Annotated in this window: 13 protein-coding genes; 6 read left to right on the top strand and 7 right to left on the bottom strand. The window is 66.2% G+C overall.

Features of this window, described 5'->3' with window-relative positions; genetic code table 11:
- Positions 1–52: 52 nt before the first annotated feature.
- The 4 genes from G6N08_RS20250 to G6N08_RS11785 form a co-directional block, all read right to left on the bottom strand.
- The gene (locus G6N08_RS20250) at positions 53–1603 is read right to left on the bottom strand and encodes a hypothetical protein (RefSeq protein WP_174813292.1); all 1551 of its coding nucleotides are present in this window, start codon (positions 1601–1603) and stop codon (positions 53–55) included.
- Positions 1600–1833 carry a hypothetical protein gene (locus G6N08_RS11775; protein ID WP_163757489.1) on the bottom strand — a complete coding sequence of 78 codons (234 nt, stop codon included), beginning with the start codon at positions 1831–1833 and terminating at the stop codon, positions 1600–1602. The genes G6N08_RS20250 and G6N08_RS11775 overlap by 4 nt, the downstream gene beginning before the upstream one ends.
- A gap of 251 nt (positions 1834–2084) precedes the next feature.
- Positions 2085–2972 carry a nucleotidyl transferase AbiEii/AbiGii toxin family protein gene (locus G6N08_RS11780; protein WP_163757491.1) on the bottom strand — a complete coding sequence of 296 codons (888 nt, stop codon included), beginning with the start codon at positions 2970–2972 and terminating at the stop codon, positions 2085–2087.
- A complete protein-coding gene (locus G6N08_RS11785; protein WP_163757493.1) occupies positions 2969–3790 on the bottom strand; it encodes a type IV toxin-antitoxin system AbiEi family antitoxin in 822 nt (273 codons plus the stop codon). Before G6N08_RS11785 ends, G6N08_RS11780 begins: the two co-directional genes overlap by 4 nt.
- A gap of 434 nt (positions 3791–4224) precedes the next feature.
- On the opposite strand from G6N08_RS11785, the gene G6N08_RS11790 reads away from it, so the two are divergent.
- Both G6N08_RS11790 and G6N08_RS11795 read left to right on the top strand, forming a co-directional pair.
- A complete protein-coding gene (locus G6N08_RS11790; RefSeq protein WP_163757495.1) occupies positions 4225–5745 on the top strand; it encodes a long-chain-fatty-acid--CoA ligase in 1521 nt (506 codons plus the stop codon).
- 126 nt (positions 5746–5871) lie between these two features.
- The gene (locus G6N08_RS11795; protein ID WP_163757497.1) at positions 5872–7320 is read left to right on the top strand and encodes an aldehyde dehydrogenase family protein; all 1449 of its coding nucleotides are present in this window, start codon (positions 5872–5874) and stop codon (positions 7318–7320) included.
- Here the strand turns inward: G6N08_RS11795 and G6N08_RS11800 are convergent.
- Complete coding sequence (locus tag G6N08_RS11800; RefSeq protein ID WP_371869017.1) at positions 7317–7919, bottom strand: NUDIX domain-containing protein; 603 nt, start codon at positions 7917–7919, stop codon at positions 7317–7319. The genes G6N08_RS11795 and G6N08_RS11800 overlap by 4 nt on opposite strands.
- Between G6N08_RS11800 and G6N08_RS11805 the strand changes: the two genes are divergently transcribed.
- The gene (locus tag G6N08_RS11805) at positions 7918–9324 is read left to right on the top strand and encodes an acyl-CoA synthetase (RefSeq protein WP_163757500.1); all 1407 of its coding nucleotides are present in this window, start codon (positions 7918–7920) and stop codon (positions 9322–9324) included. The two genes, G6N08_RS11800 and G6N08_RS11805, sit on opposite strands and share 2 nt — an antisense overlap.
- A gap of 98 nt (positions 9325–9422) precedes the next feature.
- Here G6N08_RS11805 and dapD read toward each other — a convergent pair whose 3' ends face one another.
- The gene (dapD, locus tag G6N08_RS11810) at positions 9423–10370 is read right to left on the bottom strand and encodes a 2,3,4,5-tetrahydropyridine-2,6-dicarboxylate N-succinyltransferase (protein WP_163757503.1); all 948 of its coding nucleotides are present in this window, start codon (positions 10368–10370) and stop codon (positions 9423–9425) included.
- A 105-nt stretch (positions 10371–10475) separates the two neighbouring features.
- Between dapD and dapE the strand changes: the two genes are divergently transcribed.
- Positions 10476–11540, top strand: coding sequence for a succinyl-diaminopimelate desuccinylase (dapE, locus tag G6N08_RS11815; protein WP_163757505.1), 1065 nt, complete (start codon positions 10476–10478; stop codon positions 11538–11540).
- Here the strand turns inward: dapE and G6N08_RS11820 are convergent.
- Positions 11525–13747 carry an ATP-binding protein gene (locus tag G6N08_RS11820; RefSeq protein ID WP_163760506.1) on the bottom strand — a complete coding sequence of 741 codons (2223 nt, stop codon included), beginning with the start codon at positions 13745–13747 and terminating at the stop codon, positions 11525–11527. The genes dapE and G6N08_RS11820 overlap by 16 nt on opposite strands.
- 116 nt (positions 13748–13863) lie before the next feature.
- On the opposite strand from G6N08_RS11820, the gene log reads away from it, so the two are divergent.
- Entirely contained in the window at positions 13864–14415 is a 552-nt protein-coding gene (gene log, locus G6N08_RS11825) for a cytokinin riboside 5'-monophosphate phosphoribohydrolase (RefSeq protein ID WP_246216742.1), read from the top strand.
- Positions 14416–14467: 52 nt separating this feature from the next.
- Positions 14468–16234 carry a long-chain-acyl-CoA synthetase FadD6 gene (fadD6, locus tag G6N08_RS11830; RefSeq protein WP_163757510.1) on the top strand — a complete coding sequence of 589 codons (1767 nt, stop codon included), beginning with the start codon at positions 14468–14470 and terminating at the stop codon, positions 16232–16234.
- The last annotated feature ends 210 nt before the right edge of the window (positions 16235–16444 follow it).

The raw sequence follows: 16444 nt of genomic DNA on the forward strand, positions 1-16444 counted from the left end.
GCGCAATGCTGACTCCGGCCAGTTCTTTGCGTGGGGGCGAGAAGCGCCCGGATCAATCAGAGTTAGGCCAGTCCGGCGGCAAGCCAAATAGACTGGCCGCCGTCGCGGACGCATCAGTGCGAGCCAGCTTGCCGTCGTCGCCGACCACTACTGTTGCGAAAGGTGGCAACGAAGGCATAGAGTTCACTGCCCACGGGTTGATCCACAGTTCGGGCAGTTTGGATGCGACCGACCAGGCCCGCATTGCATCGCCGAACAGTACAGCCGATATCCGGCTCCCGCGGGGATCTGCCCCGGGGCGCCAATACCCGTCGGGTGTGTGTACAAAATGAGCCTCGTCTAGGTTATCCCGAGGTACCGCGAGCTTTATTGACCCGAAAAGCGCCTCCCTCAAATCGTCTTTATGGATAGAGTTCCAGGTTGTGATCGCAACGACAAGCGGCCTATCGGGTGTGTTATATTTTCCGCCCTTTTTGTTCAGAGTCTTCCTTAGTTGCTCAACGTCCTTACCGAATTGAGCTGGTTTTGTTGGGTAAATCGCGATCAAACGCCGAGGAGTGCCGCGACGATCAGGTCGCACGGGCACAGCGGTATAGTCAAGGATCCAGTCACCGGCAGTTAGCTGAGTATGCGGTAATGGGTGCCCCGCGGCCTGTTCAGCTATGACGCGGTCAGCATCCAGGCTTGCGAGCCACTTCTCGAGTGGAGCGATGATGTCCCGTGCCCGGGGACGCTGCTTGCCCGGCGAACGTATCTCGAGGTCGACCATAAAGTCGGGGTTTTTGGCGTCGTTAACGCAGTCACACACCCAGTTCCAGGCATCCGAGTCGAGTTCGCCGTTGAACATCACCGCCGCTTCGACGTACATGCTTGACGAACCTTTGGTGACAAGGAAATCCGGTTTGTTGTTACTGCCGGACAGTTCTGGGTGGACCTTAATGTCGTATCCGAGGCAATCGAAGAGAGTGAATACGTACAGCTCCCACCATGCGGGAAGGTGTTGCCGCACGTCGGCCTTCCTCAGGCGACTGACCAGGCCTGGCTTGTGCTCCTCGGGAAAGGCTGCGTAGCAGATCTCAAGGTGATCTCGTACCCGATCCCAGAGTGCGCCGGCGCGGCGGTCCAGGAACGCGAATGTCGACTCAAGATGGCGCGCTGGTTTGTCGTCAAACCGAGTGAATTCATCGAACAGCTTCCCACTCGCGACGGCGGGCGCCACCGTGTCGGATAGTTGGCTGATTCGCTGTGGTGAGACTTCGAGCAGTTCGCCGGCGTCACGCACCGGAATCCCTGCGCTGACAAGCTCGTTCGCCAATGCTTCGGTTAGATCCTGGGCCTTCCTGGTTGCGATGGCGGCGCGCTCGCGCATATCGATGATGTCCTGTGCAGCTTCGTGAACGTCCCCGCACCCAGGCACGGTGATGCTGGAGACCTGCACGGAGACGTCGTCCAGAGGTGTTCCGGTGGTTACCGCGATCCACTCGCGGCCCATCAATTTGGCTTCGGATAGCCGTCGTGCCTGGGTTAAGCCATTCAGCTCGGGAACACGAACCATCCACCAGCGGCCGTCGCGTACGATCTCAATCTTGTATTCGCTCGTCATTTCCCCTCTTTCGCCTCTTTCTCTTCTTTGGCCAGTCGTTCGGCCTGTGCGATCGCGTTGTTAATTTGGCGTACGACGCCCGGCGATATCGTGCGGTGCCCGTACGGAATTGAAACCGAGGGCCCGAGCAGGTGGAGCCATTTGGTGTGGCTGCCAGCCGCATCGGTCGGGCTGAATCTCGATTTGCGAAGCCGCATGGTGATGGTTCTGGCTGGTTCCTCTTTGACCACCATTTTAGTCTAATCAAGTAGACAAATTCTAGTAAAGCAAGCTAGACACAGCCCCAGGCGGACTGCGGGTAGTTGGTGGACGATGAGGTTGAGAACAACAGTCCGGCGAGAACCACCCAAACTCAGCCCCCTGGCCAGGAGCTCATAACCCAGGGGTGCCGAGCGACGGGGCTCGACACTTCGCTTCGGCGCGGACTAGTCCGCTGCCGGTCATCTCTCGGAAGGCTCTCTCCTGCTTCGTGATTCGCGACTCAGGTGCGCGCCGGAAAAGACGCGAGGGCCGTTTCCACCTCGTGAAGGTCTCGCTCGTTGCATTGGGCCCAGCGCTGCTCGTCGGCGTCAAGGTGAGTAAGGAATGCATAGCGGCTGCGGATGGTGGTGATCCAGTCCTTCATACGCACGGGCTTGGTCAGGTAGCCGATGTCTTCTTGACGGAACTCACGATCGTCCCGCTGCCTGAGGATCTCCTGCGGGTCGACTGGCTTGGTTCCGCGGCCGTCGACTACGACGTCGCGGTAGACCTTGAGCACCCAGAGTCGGCGGATGAGGGACTCATCGAGCGCACCCGAGGTTGCGAACCATTGCAGATCGTAGAGGTCTCGTGCCAGCGACACCGGGCGGTAGCGTGCGAGCTTCTCGGCGACGGCTTCCTCGACGCGGACTACCGGAGTCGGCGACAGAATGAAGTCGTACCTGTCGTGGATCGGCAGCCGCACCGGGTCGAGCAACTCGGGTGCCAGACTTAGCGCGTGTCGCGCCAACTCTATCTTGGCGCCCAGCTGCGGTCGGCCGAATGGCGTGTCTACCAACAGGTCGCCACGTCGACCGTCGTCACCGAGATTTTCAATCGCGAAAGTAAAACCTTCGACCTCGACGCCGTCGAGAGCCTGCAGAGCGGCGAGCGCAACCTCCTCATCGGGCGCGGCGAAGTCGAGGTCGGTCGAGAAACGGCCCGCGTTGCCCGCTCTAAACTTTCGCAGCGCGGTACCGCCCTTGAAAACCAGGCCGCGCGCGAAGAGCCCGGCGTTGTGAAGCAAATGCAACGCGTGATCCTGGGCGATGTCGAGAAGAGCGGCATCGCGTCCACCCCTGACGCCTTGATAGTGGCGCGCGAGGTGCCCCTCGGTGATCCGGGTCACGATCCGGTGCCCACGGTGAGGTATCGGTGCAGCAGAGTGTCATTGACCTTGGTCTCTGCGTCGAAGACACCTGCGCTGGCGACACGCGGTCCCAGCCAGACCGTCTCTGTCGCTGGGTGGGCCGCGACGATCGCGGCTCGGGCGTCGGTGTTGCCTGCCGACCCGAGAAGGTACGCGGCACGCTGCGCCGCTGCACGCGGCCTGGTCTGCAGCAAGCCAATGATGGTGTCGACGTCCACGCGCGTGACAGCATCTGGCAGCCACTGACCCAGGCCAGCCACGTCCTTATAGGCCGACGGGCGTACCGCAATGCCGACGATCAGTCCTTCGAGGTTCCATGACGGCAATCCGTTGACCGTCGTCAGCCCGACCTCGGGCAACTCGATGCGGACGTAGCGCCAATCACCGGCGAGTGCCTTAGGAAAGGCTTGCTCGACAGGCAGGGCAACGACCTCCTGTTCCGGCAACCGCTGGGCCAGCCCAAGGAGGGATGCCGCCGTTTCCATGGCCAGCACGCCGCGCCAATCGGGGTCCACGGCGCGCTGCGCGCGGAACTCGATGAATCGGTCCCCGGAGCCGTAGGCGCCGCCGCGCGCTGCAGGGAGGAACTCCCAGGCGTGCCGGGTCCGCAGCTGTCCCAGCCAGCCGCCGCGCTGGAGTTCGTACGCGAGACGCCGGGTCGCCACCTCATCGCCATCAACGCCGACTTGGTGCATGACAGTAGCCAGCCGATCTGACGTCACGACCAGGTCGCCGTCGAGTTCGAGCTGCTCGACTACGTCGGCGACCGAACGGGGAATGACTCGCGCCACTGTCATTCACCACCTTTCTTTGGTCAATAGTAATAAACTACGGTCTTGAATGACAGTGCTACGCGAATCGGCGCGGATAGAACACGCCGTCCATGGGGCGGTCCGGCGCGTTGACGCCGTCAACACGGCGAATCGAAAACCGCAGGTGACGAACTGCACTGAAATGGATCGAAGGAGATCGAAGCCGCTGTTAGAGACGTTGACGGACGCCGAATTCAGGGGTTCGAGCCCCCTCCAGCACTGGGGATCTGTCGCCGCATCGGTGTGCGGGACACCGGCCCGCCCGCGCATCGGTGGAGCTCCTGCGGCCGGGGGACGCCGCTCGGCTCGCCGCCGGCGTTGTGGTCGCCGGCTCCACCCCCGGTCGCTCCGGTCACCTCAAAGCAGCTGCTGACACGGCGGCACGCCACTATCCCGCTAACCGATCACAGGAGCCAGGCATGAGTTTCAACCTTGCCGTCATTCTTCGCGAATCCCGCAATGCCCATCCGGACAAGCCGTTATGCCATATCGGCGACCGGTCCTTCAGCTACGCCCAGGTCGACGAGATCTCCGGCCGGATCGCTGCCAGTCTGCGCAGCCTCGGCATCCGCCCGGGGGACAAGGTCGCGCTCCAGCTGCCCAACCTGCCGCAGTTCTTGTTCGCCTACTTCGGCATTCTCAAAGCCGGTGCGGTAGTCGTGCCGCTGAACCCGCTGCTGCGCGCGCCGGAAATCAGCTATCACCTCAAGGATTCCGACTCGCGGATGCTGATCACTTTTGAGACCTCCGCCGACGAGGCGGTCCGGGGTGCCGCCGGAATCGCGGAGTTGAGCACTTATGTGGTGAATCTGCCTGGAAGTGACAAAAGATTTTCTCACACAAAGTCTTTCGATGAGTTGTACTTCGCGGACGACACGGGCGACATCGAGCCGACCAACGCCGAAGACACCGCGGTGATCATCTACACGTCGGGCACCACCGGCAAACCCAAGGGCGCCGAGTTGACGCACTTTCAGCTGTTCATGAACTGCACGGTCAGCGGCGAGCTGTTCGGCTTCCGCGATGATGACATCGGCTTGGCGGTGCTGCCGATGTTTCATGTCTTCGGCCTGTCCAGTGTGCTCAACGTGACGGTGCGGTTCGGGGGAACGCTGGTTCTGGTGCCCCGATTCGACCCGAAAACCGTCATCGACGAACTCGTCCTGCACCGCTGCACCATCTTCTCCGGCGTCCCGACAATGTATTTCGCGCTTCTTGCGGCCGACACCGAAGGTCGTGACCTCTCGGCGCTGCGGGTCGGGGTATCCGGCGGTGCCGCGATCCCCGGTGAGGTAATCCGGGCGTTCGAAGAGAAATTCCCCGGCGTGGTGATCCTCGAGGGATACGGATTGTCCGAAACGGCGTCCACCGCGACGTTCAACATCAGCGCCGAACAGCGCAAAGTGCTCTCGATCGGCAAGCCGATTTGGGGGGTTGAGGTCCGCGTGGTCGACGAGAACGGCACCCCGTTACCGCCAGGACCCGGCAACGTCGGGGAAATCGTGATCCGCGGACACAACCTGATGAAGGGGTACTACAAAAAGCCTGAGGCCACCGCCGAGGCGTTCCGCAACGGCTGGTTTCACACCGGCGATCTCGGCTACCGCGACGAGGACGGCTACTTCTTTATCGTCGACCGCAAGAAAGATCTCGTCATCCGCGGCGGCTACAACGTTTACCCCCGCGAGATCGAAGAAGTCCTCTTCGAACACTCCGGGATCGCCGCGGCAGCGGTGATCGGCAAGCCGGACGAGAAACTCGGTCAAGAGGTGCTCGCCTTCGTCGTTGCCAAAGAGGGTGTCAGGCTGACCCCCGACGAGGTCATCGCCCACTGTAAAGAGCGATTGGCCGCCTATAAATACCCGCGCGAGGTCCGCATCATCGATGAGCTGCCCACCGGCCCCACCGGTAAGGTCCTCAAAAAAGAGCTGCGCCCATAAGCCGCTGCGGACCCACCTCTATCAATGATGGTGCGGCTTAATGGAATAAAGGAATAGTCGTTGACGGGTGCCGCCCGGCGGTGTACACCAAATGCCGAGCTGGCGCCCTGCGCGAGGAGGATCCAGATGGCCGATGCGAACACGCTCGTTGACACCTACCCGCTCTACATCGATGGGCGGTGGGTCGAGCCGCAGGCCGGCCGCTACGCTGACATCTGCCCGGCCACCGAGGCGGTGATCGCCACCGCGCCCGATGCGGACTGCTCCCAGGTCCAAGCCGCGATCGCGGCGGCGCGGCGGGCGTTCGACTCGGGACCGTGGGCGCAGGCCGGGCCTGAGGAGCGGGCGCGCTGCCTCCACCAGCTCGGCGAGGCTCTGCGAGATCATGGCGGCGAATTCTTCGCACTTTCCCAAATCGAATGGGGCTGCGTCGCGAACGAGCGGGCGATGCAGGTCGACAGCGCCGCGGTCATGGCCGATCGTTCCGCGGAGCTCGCCACCAAGCTGGGCGATGAGCCTCTCGGCGGGACCGCGCTGCTGTGCCATGAACCCCTTGGGGTGGTGTCGATTCTTACACCGTGGAATTTCCCGCACTGTCTGAACGTCATGAAGGTGAGCAATGCTCTCGCTGCGGGCAACACCGTCGTACTCAAGCCCTCTCCGCTGACACCGCTGGCCGGGCTCGCGCTGGCGCGAATGATCGATGAGTACACCGACATCCCGCCGGGTGTCGTCAACGTCGTCACACCGTCGGGTGTCGAGGCGGCCAAACTACTCACCACCGATCCCCGCATCGATATGGTGAGTTTCACCGGCAGCTCGGCCGTGGGCTGTCAGGTCATGTCTGCGGCGGGCAGCACGATGAAGCGGATCTTGCTCGAATGCGGTGGGAAGTCGGCCAGCATCGTGCTTGACGATGCGGAGATCACCGACGACATGCTGCAGCGGATGTTATTCGATTGCTGCTCAATGCATGCCGGCCAGGCTTGCATCCTGCACAGCCGGCTGCTGCTTCCCGACCGGCTCCACGACGAGATTGTGGATCGGCTGGTCGACTTCGCGCGGGCGCTGCGCGTCGGCGACCCCACTGATCCGTCGGCGCAGATGGGGCCGCTGATCAGTGCCACGCAGCTGGATCGCGTCCAGGCATATGTCGCCGGGGCGGTTGACGACGGAGCCAGGCTTGTGACAGGTGGTGCTCGTCCCCCCGGCTTGGATGTCGGTTTTTACTTCGAGCCCACGATTCTCACCGAGGTCGACCCCGATGCGCGCATCGCTCAGGAGGAAGTCTTCGGACCTGTGCTGAGCGTGTTGCGCTACCGCGATGACGAGGAGGCGGTCGCCATTGCCAACAACTCGCGGTACGGGCTCTCCGGCGCGGTGTGGGGCACCGACGTGAGCCGAGCTGTCGCCGTCGCGCGCCGCATCCGCACCGGCCAGATCGCTGTCAACGGCTGCGGTCTCGGTGAGGCGCCGTTCGGCGGATTCAAGCAGAGCGGGTTGGGTCGTGAGGGCGGCGGCATTGCCGGCCTGCACCAGTACATGGAGCCCAAAGCTATCGGTATCCCCGCCTAATCGGGCGATTGGGCGCGAGACTGCGGTGACAGCAAAAACAGCGCCCATGCCGCGATCGACTGCGCATCGGTAATGGCCCCGTCGACAATCATCTGCTCCACGTCGGTGCGCGAGAACCACGAGCTGTGCATGTCCTGTTCTTCGTGTTCGCGTTCGTGCCGGCCCTCGGTGATTCCGGTCGCCAGGAACACCCGGCCGCGCTGGCTGCTCATTCCGGCCGCAACGTCGAGCAGGCCGAGGAGGACCATTGACTCGGCGCGCAGCCCGGTCTCTTCGCGCAGTTCCCGCTCGGCCAGCGTGACGGGTTCGACCTCAGCCAGATCCGGCGCGGTGCCCTGGGGGAACTCCCACCGCCGCAGCCCCAGCGGATAGCGGTACTGCTCGACGAGGCAGAATCGCTCCTCGTCGCGGGCGATCACCAACGCGTAGTCGGGTTTGTCGATCACGCCGTAGCGTCCGTGGCTGCCGTCGGGACGACGGATCTGATCCTCGCGGACCCTCATCCAGCGGTTTCGGTACACCTCACGGGACGCAACGCGCACAATGTGCTCCACGCAGCCAGTATCGCGGTAACCGGCAGGCGGTAGCCTCGCTGGCATGCTGCTGGCTTCGCTGGATCCCTCGGCTGCCGATATCGGCGATGCTGTGCGAATCGGCGATGTCACGCTGAGCCGCGACAACCTCGTCGGTGCGGCCAGCGCAGTGGCCGAGCGCATCGCCGGTGCTCACCGGGTTGCCGTGCTGGCCGCCCCGACGGTGTCGACCGTGCTGTCGGTCACCGGCTGCCTGCTCGCCGGCGTGCCCGTGGTGCCGGTGCCGGCCGATGTGGGGCGGGCGGAGCGGCGTCACATCCTCGCCGACTCGGGCGCACAGGTCTGGCTGGGCGACCGCCCCGACGAAGACGAGGGTTTGGCACATATCCCGGTGCGATTGCGTGCTCACTCCGGGCACAGCCATCCCGAGCCGCCGCCGGATGCGGTCGCGCTGGTGATCTACACCTCGGGCACGACCGGACCGCCCAAAGGTGTGCAGCTGAGCCGGCGAGCGATCGCCGCCGACCTGGACGCGTTGGCGCTGGCCTGGCAGTGGACCGCCGGCGACACGCTGGTGCATGGATTGCCGCTGTTTCACGTCCATGGGCTGGTGCTGGGCCTGCTCGGGTCACTACGGATTGGAAATCGGTTCGTGCACACCGGAAAGCCGACACCGGCTGCGTATGCTCGGGCCTGTTCGGAAGCGGGCGGCACGTTGTATTTCGGTGTCCCCACCGTGTGGTCGCGGGTAGTAGCCGACCCTGCGGCGGCCGAGGCGCTCAGGCCCGCGCGGCTGCTGGTATCCGGAAGTGCGCCGTTGCCGGTACCGGTGTTCGGGGAACTGGCGCGGCTCACCGGGCACTCACCCGTCGAACGGTATGGCAGTACCGAATCGCTGATCACGTTGTCGACCAGAGCCGACGGCGAGCGTCGGCCGGGCTGGGTGGGTCTACCGCTGGCGGGTGTGCAGACTCGGCTCATCGACGATGCCGGAGATCCTGTGCCGCAGGACGGGAAAACGATCGGGCAGCTTCAGGTTCGGGGTCCGACGTTGTTCGACGGTTACCTCAACCGTCCGGACGCCACCGCGGAGGTGTTTGACGCCGACGGCTGGTATCGCACCGGGGATGTCGCGGTCGTCGATCGCGGCGGGATGCACCGCATCGTGGGGCGCGAGTCGGTCGATTTGATCAAGTCCGGGGGATACCGGGTCGGCGCGGGCGAAATCGAAACCGCGTTGCTCGGGCATCCGGATGTGGCGGAGGCGGCTGTCGTCGGGTTGCCCGACGAGGATCTCGGCCAGCGGATCGTCGCGTTCGTCGTCGGGGACGCCGAGCCGGATTCGTTGATAGACTATGTCGCCCAACAGCTTTCGGTGCATAAGCGGCCACGCGAGGTACGCATTGTGGATTCGCTGCCCCGTAACGCGATGGGCAAGGTGCTCAAAACCGAGTTGCTCGCCCAAGGCTGAGTCACCACATTCCACCGCGAGCGTGCATAGTTGGACGCGGTTTGGCGGCGTGTCGCGTACAGACACGCACGTTCGCGGCGCTTACCCGGGGCCCAGGACTAGTTGGCGTGCAGATCAGGGTTGAGGTCGATGCCCCGACCGTCGCGCGCTACCACCTCGACGGCGCCGGTCATGGAGTTGCGGCGGAACAGCAGGCCGCTGCTGCCGGAGAGTTCTCGCGCCTTGACCGAGCTGCCGTCGGGCATCCTGACCTTCGTTCCTGCGGTGAGGTACAGTCCGGCTTCGACGACGCAGTCGTCGCCCAGTGAGATACCCAGCCCCGAGTTGGCGCCCAGCAGGCAGCGTTTGCCGATCGAGATGACCTCGGTCCCGCCGCCGGACAGCGTGCCCATGATCGACGCGCCGCCACCGATGTCGGAGCCGTCGCCGACGACCACGCCCGCCGAGATGCGGCCCTCCACCATCGAAGCGCCCAGGGTGCCGGCGTTGTAGTTGACGAATCCCTCGTGCATCACCGTGGTTCCCGGTGCCAGGTGGGCGCCGAGCCGCACGCGGTCGGCGTCGGCGATACGCACTCCGGTCGGGATCACGTAGTCGACCATCCGGGGAAACTTGTCGATGCCGTACACCGTCACCGGTCCGCGCCGGCGCAGCCGCGCCCGCACCGCCTCGAAACCGTCCACCGCGCACGGTCCGTGGTTAGTCCACACCACATTGGTCAAGACCCCGAACAAGCCGCCGGCGTTCAGTCCGTGCGGCGCGACCAGGCGGTGCGACAACAGGTGCAGCCGCAGGTAGGCGTCGTAGGCGTCGGCGGCGACCTCGTCCAGCGAGCCGATTACCGTGCGGATCGCCACGGTCTCGGTCCCGCGGTCCTCGTCGCGGCCGGTCAGCGCGGCCAGCTCGTCGGGTACCTCGGCCAGGCGCGTCGTGCCGCTGGCTCCCGATTCAATCAGTTGCGGTGCGGGAAACCAGCTATCGAGCACCGAGCCGTCGGCGGCGAGCGTCGCCAGCCCGATACCAGAAGCTCCAGTCACGACGGTCACGCTACTTTCCCCCCGCCGGGCACACGCAAAGGCCCCCGGCAGGCGGGGGTGAACAGGGGCTTTTGTGGCTGCCCGGGCCACCGGGTGACCCACTACCCTGAGATCGTGCTGGACCTATGCGGCGATCCGATTGAGCTGACTGCGGCGCTGGTCGATATCCCCAGCGAATCCCGGCGGGAGGCGCGCATCGCCGATGAGGTGGAAGCCGCGTTGCGCGCCCAGGCGCCGGGTTTTGAGATCATCCGCAACGGCAACGCGGTGCTGGCGCGCACCCGGTTGCATCGGCCGACCCGGGTGCTGCTGGCAGGACACCTGGACACCGTCCCGGTCGCGGGCAACCTGCCCAGCCGCCGGGACGCTCAGATGCTGTACGGCTGCGGCAGCGTCGACATGAAATCCGGTTGCGCGGTCTTTCTTCATCTGGCTGCCACGATCGCCGCACCCCTGCACGATCTGACACTGGTGTTCTACGACTGCGAGGAAATCGATTCGACGGCAAACGGTTTGGGCCGTATTCAGCGTGAGCTGCCGGACTGGCTGTCGGCTGACGTGGCCATTTTGGGCGAGCCGACGGGCGGTTATATCGAGGCCGGGTGTCAGGGCACGCTGCGCGTCGACATCCACACGACCGGAACTCGCTCGCATTCGGCACGCTCCTGGCTGGGCGATAACGCTATTCACAAACTGGGCGCGGTGCTGGACCGGCTGGCGGGCTATCAGGCCCGCATTGTCGAGATCGACGGCTGCACCTACCGCGAAGGGCTGTCGGCGGTGCACATCGACGGCGGGGTCGCAGGCAACGTGATTCCGGATGCGGCCTCGGTCACGGTCAACTACCGGTTCGCCCCGGACCGCTCCGTTGCAGAAGCGCTGGCACATGTGCACGACGTGTTCGACGGGCTCGACGTGCGGATCGAGCAGACCGACGCCGCCGCGGGCGCACTGCCCGGCCTGTCCGCGCCGGCCGCCAAGGCCTTGGTCGAGGCCGCCGCCGGGCGGTTGCGGGCCAAATACGGCTGGACCGACGTGTCGCGCTTCGCCGCCCTGGGTATCCCGGCGGTCAACTATGGTCCGGGCGACCCCAATCTCGCGCATCGCCGCGACGAGCGGGTGCCGCTCGACCAGATCACGGCCGCGGTGGACCTGTTGCGCCGCTATCTGACGGGCTGAGCGCGCTGGGCTTGCGCGGCGGCGTCAGCGGCCGCCGCACGCAGCCCCGTCTCGGCCAGGTCGGCGGCCACCTCGGCCAGCGCCGCCGTATCCCCGGCCGCCAGTGCGCGGGCATGAGCAACGGTGAGCCGACCCAGCACGCAGTCCACCTCGAAAGACAGGCGTTCAGCCCGGTAGACGGCACGGGTGTCGCCGAGTCGTGTCGCGTCATGCAGTGCACGCAGCGCGATCGCCGACTGTCCGCCGCGCTCAGCGGCCTGCACCGCCTCACGGGCCGCCTCGATCGCAGCCGTCCGGTCACCGCGCGCCGCCTTCGACCACGCCTTGGCCAGCGCCAGCTCGGGAGCGAACAGCGCCGATTTCAGGCCGTGCCGCGACTCTGCTCGACTGAAAACCTTTGCCGCCTCGAACTGTTCACCGTGTTGGCCGAGGGCCTGGGCGAGCAGCATCATCGACAGCGGTCCCCACGAGTAGCCGGTCGGCGCCAGCGTGTCGGCGGCCCGGGCGAGCAGCGCGACGGCGCTGTCGAACTCGCCCTGCGCGAGAGCCACATAGCCCACCAACACCTCGCCGATCGCCCGGCCCGGTTGCTGCAACTCGGCGAAATCGGTGTAACGCTGCGCCACGGTGCGTGCTTCGTCGAGCCGCCCCGCCAGTAGCAGCGCGGTGACCCGGGCGAAACCGCCGGTGAACCGCAACAAGCCCGGATGCTCGCCCCCCAGCGCTCGGGCGGCGAGCGCCTCCACGTCGTCGAGCCGGCCGATGCGGGCCGAGCACAGCGCCGCGGCCGACGCCGCCCATCCCACAGCTGTCTCATCGGCGTGCGGTGAGGCCAGCACCTCAGTGGCCAGCTGCAGCGCGCGCAGCGGGGTGCCGGCGTTCATGGCGAACGTCGCCGCCAGGGCGTCAAGTGTGGCCCGGGCCGCCGGTGCGGTCAGCCGGTTACGGGTGGTGTGCAGGAACGCCATGGCCCGCTCCGGCTCGCTGAGCATCCAAAACTGGTTGGCCGCCCGCGGCAGCGCCCAGGCCATCAGCTCAGTCTCCGATAACTGGTCGGGATCCACCGCCGCCAGCAGCGCCCCGGCTTCCCGGCCGCGGCCCTGCCAGGCCAGCGCGTGCGCCAACGGCAGCCGCGCCGCCAGCCCGCCCGAGCGGTCCAGCGCGGCCCGCGCCAGCCGCTCGGCCAGTGCCAGGCCGCCTTGCCGCAGCGCCTGCTGGGCCGCGGCCACGACATCCGCGACCGGGCCGGGCATCTCGCTGTCGACGGCCAGCGCCGCCAATCGCAGCGGGTCGTACGGGCGTTGAGCCAGCTGCCCGACGATCGCCGTGCGCAAGGCCCGGGCGCTGGTTGCGTCGAGGGCGGCGCCGGTGCGCTCGGTGTAGAGCGGATGCGCCGCGTAGAGGTGATCGCCGCGGGCGGTGATCGCTCCGAGGGTTTCGGCCTGCGCGACGGCCTGCTCGCCGGCCAGCGCCGCCAGATCCGCCCGGGCCAGGGGTTCCGCGACGGCCAGATACCCCAGCACCGTGCGCACCGGCGCCGGCAGGCCGCGCAGGTATTCATCGATCAACCCGGACAGCGACGGGGGGTCCTCGTCACGGCAGCGCCAGCCGCCGTCGGCGGCCAGCAGTCCGCCGCCTTCGACGAGGTGTCGCAGATACAGCGGGTTGCCCTGGCTGCGCCGGAACACCTCCTCGGCCACCGCCCCCAGCGGTGCGCCGACGGCTGCTTCGACCTTCGCCGCGCTGCTCGCCTGGTCGAGGGGTTCGACATCGACCAGGGTGAGCAGGTTGTCTGACCACAGCGCAGCGACGGGGTCCGGCACCTCCGGGCCCGCACGGGCCGTCACCAGCAGCCGCACCTGTACGGTGCGCGCCAGCTGGTATACCAACGTGGCCGACAGGTTATCCAGCTCGTGAGCGTCGTCAACCACCAACAGCAGATCGGCGTGCTCCCGGATGAGGGTGTCACGGGCGGCCCGCAGCAGCGCGGCGGGCCGCTCCCCGGACATCTCGACGACACCGTGAAAGGCGCCGAATGGAACCATTTGCTGCGAGGGGGTGCCCGTCACCCAGCGGATCGTCGTCAAGGGGTGCGCCGCGGCGAACTTCTCGGCGACCGCCCGGGCCAGCAGCGTTTTGCCGACCCCGTCAGGCCCTGCCAGCACCACACCGCGCCGGCGGTCCAGGGCGGCGTACACCCGGTGCATGGCGGTGTCCTGCGGTGCGGCTGGCCAGGGCACCCGCCGGATTCTATGGCCCGCACGTGTGGCGCCGCCACTAGGGCGAAATGCGGGCGGCGGCAGGGTGGTTTACGTTTCGATGTGTGGCGCCGAATTCGCCGTGGGCCGTCTGCGTGTTTTGTGCGTCCGCACCCACCCAACCCGAGTTGCTGGCGCTCGCCGCCCGGCTCGGCGAGGCGATCGCCGCGCGGGGCTGGACGCTGGTGTGGGGCGGCGGCAACGTCTCGGCCATGGGTGCCCTGGCCACCGCGGCGCGGGCACGCGGGGGCCGGACCGTCGGTGTGATCCCCAAAATGCTGGTCCATCGCGAGGTTGCCGACCACGATGCCGACGAGCTGATCGTCACCGACACCATGCGCGAGCGCAAACAGGTGATGGAAGACCGCGCCGACGCGTTCATCGCGCTACCGGGTGGTCTCGGCACCCTCGAAGAGCTGTTTGAGGTCTGGACGGCGGGGTATCTCGGCGTGCACGACAAACCCGTGGTGCTGCTGGACCCGACCGGGCATTATGACGGGCTGCGTGCCTGGCTGTGCGGGCTGGTCGACGCCGGCTACGTTGCGCAGGCATCGCTGGACCGGCTGGTGGTGGTCGACGAGGTCAGCGCGGCGCTGGCGGCGTGCTCACCCGGCTGAGCGCACTCGGTTAGGCTGGCCGCCGACTGCGGTTGAGCGAATCGAGGGATCCGTGTCCGAGGGTGGACGCACAGCGGTCAGGCTGACCGATATCGCGACCCGGGTGCCGGGCGTAGTGGCTGACCTGCCGGTGATCGTGCGGGGCGTGCTGACGGGGTTGCTGGTGCAGCCGCATTCCAAAGCGTCGATCGGCACGGTGTTTCAGCAGCGGGCGAACCGCTTCGCGGACCGCGTCTTCCTGCGGTTCGCTGACCAACAGCTGACCTACCGGGAGGCGAACACCACGGCCAACCGGTATGCCGCGGTGCTGGCCGCCCGCGGTGTCGGTCGCGGCGATGTCGTGGGGATCATGCTGCGCAACTCGCCTGATGCGGTGCTGATGATGCTGGCTGCGGCCAAATGCGGGGCGATCGCCGGCATGGTCAACTACCACCAGCGCGGCGAGGTTCTGGCACACAGCCTGGGTCTGCTGGACGCCAAGGTCTTGGTCGCCGAATCCGATCTGGTGGGCGCCGTCGCCGACTGCGGGGCGCCCGAGCCGCTGACCATTGAAGAGCTGCACCGGCTGGCGGCCACCGCGCCCACCGCCAACCCGGCGTCGGCGTCAGCGGTGCTGGCCAAAGACACCGCGTTTTACATCTTCACCTCGGGCACCACCGGATTCCCTAAGGCCAGCGTGATGACGCATCAGCGGTGGCTGCGCGCACTGGCTGTGTTCGGCGGGCTGGGATTGCGCCTGAAGAGCTCCGACACGCTGTATTGTTGCCTTCCGCTGTACCACAACAACGCGCTGACGGTCGCAGTGGCATCGGTGATCAATTCCGGTGCCACACTGGCGCTGGGTCGCTCATTTTCGGCGTCGCGGTTCTGGGATGAGGTGATCGCCGCCGACGCGACGGCGTTTATCTATATCGGGGAGATTTGCCGGTATCTGTTGAACCAGCCACCCAAGCCGACCGATCGTGCCCATAGGGTGCGGCTGATCGCCGGCAACGGGCTGCGCCCGGAGATTTGGGACGAGTTCACCACCCGGTTCGGCATCGCGCGAGTGTGCGAGTTCTACGCCGCCAGCGAGGGCAACACCGCCTTCATCAACATCTTCAACATCTCCAAAACGACGGGGATCTCACCGATGCCGTTGGCGTATGTCGAATATGACCCCGACACCGGCGCTCCGCTGCGTGACGAGTCCGGCCGGGTGCGCCGGGTACCGCGCGGGCAGCCCGGGTTGCTGCTCAGCCCAGTCAACCGGTTGCAGCCGTTCGATGGCTACACCGATCCCGTGGCAAGCGAAAAGAAGTTGGTGCGCAACGCTTTCCGTGATGGCGACTGCTGGTTCAACACCGGTGATGTGATGCGCCCCCAAGGCATGGGTCACGCCGCGTTTGTGGATCGGCTCGGTGACACGTTCCGTTGGAAAGGTGAAAATGTCGCCACTACACAGGTCGAGGCGGCGCTGGCCGCCAACGAGGCCGTCGAAGAATGCGCGGTGTATGGCGTCGAGGTACCGCGCACCGGCGGCCGTGCCGGGATGGCTGCGGTCAAGCTGCACGACGGTGCTCGGTTCGACGGCCGCGCGCTGGCCCGCACGCTCTATGACCGGCTCCCGGTGTACGCGGTGCCGTTGTTCGTGCGGGTGGTGGACTCGATGGACCATACTTCGACATTCAAGAGCCGCAAAGTGGATTTGCGTGAGCAGGGCTACGGCCCCGGCGTCGAGGATCCGCTTTACGTGTTGGCCGGCCGTGACGACGGCTATGTGCCGTTCTATCCCGAATACCCGGACGAAGTCGCGGCCGGTAAGCGACCGCAGGGCTGAAAGCCCTGGGGGAGCGCGCCGGCCCCACAGCGCGAGCCGGTAAGCGACCGCAGGGCTGAAAGCCCTGGGGGAGCGCGCCGGCCCCACAGCGCGAGCCGGTAAGCGACCGCAGGGCTGAAAGCCCTGGGGGAGCGCGCCGGCCCCACAGCGCGAGCCGGTAAGCGACCGCAGGGCTGAAAGCCCTGGGGGAGCGCGCCGGAGCGTAACCGT

Origin of the sequence: Mycobacterium botniense (genome assembly GCF_010723305.1) — a bacterium.
GTDB lineage: Bacteria > Actinomycetota > Actinomycetes > Mycobacteriales > Mycobacteriaceae > Mycobacterium > Mycobacterium botniense.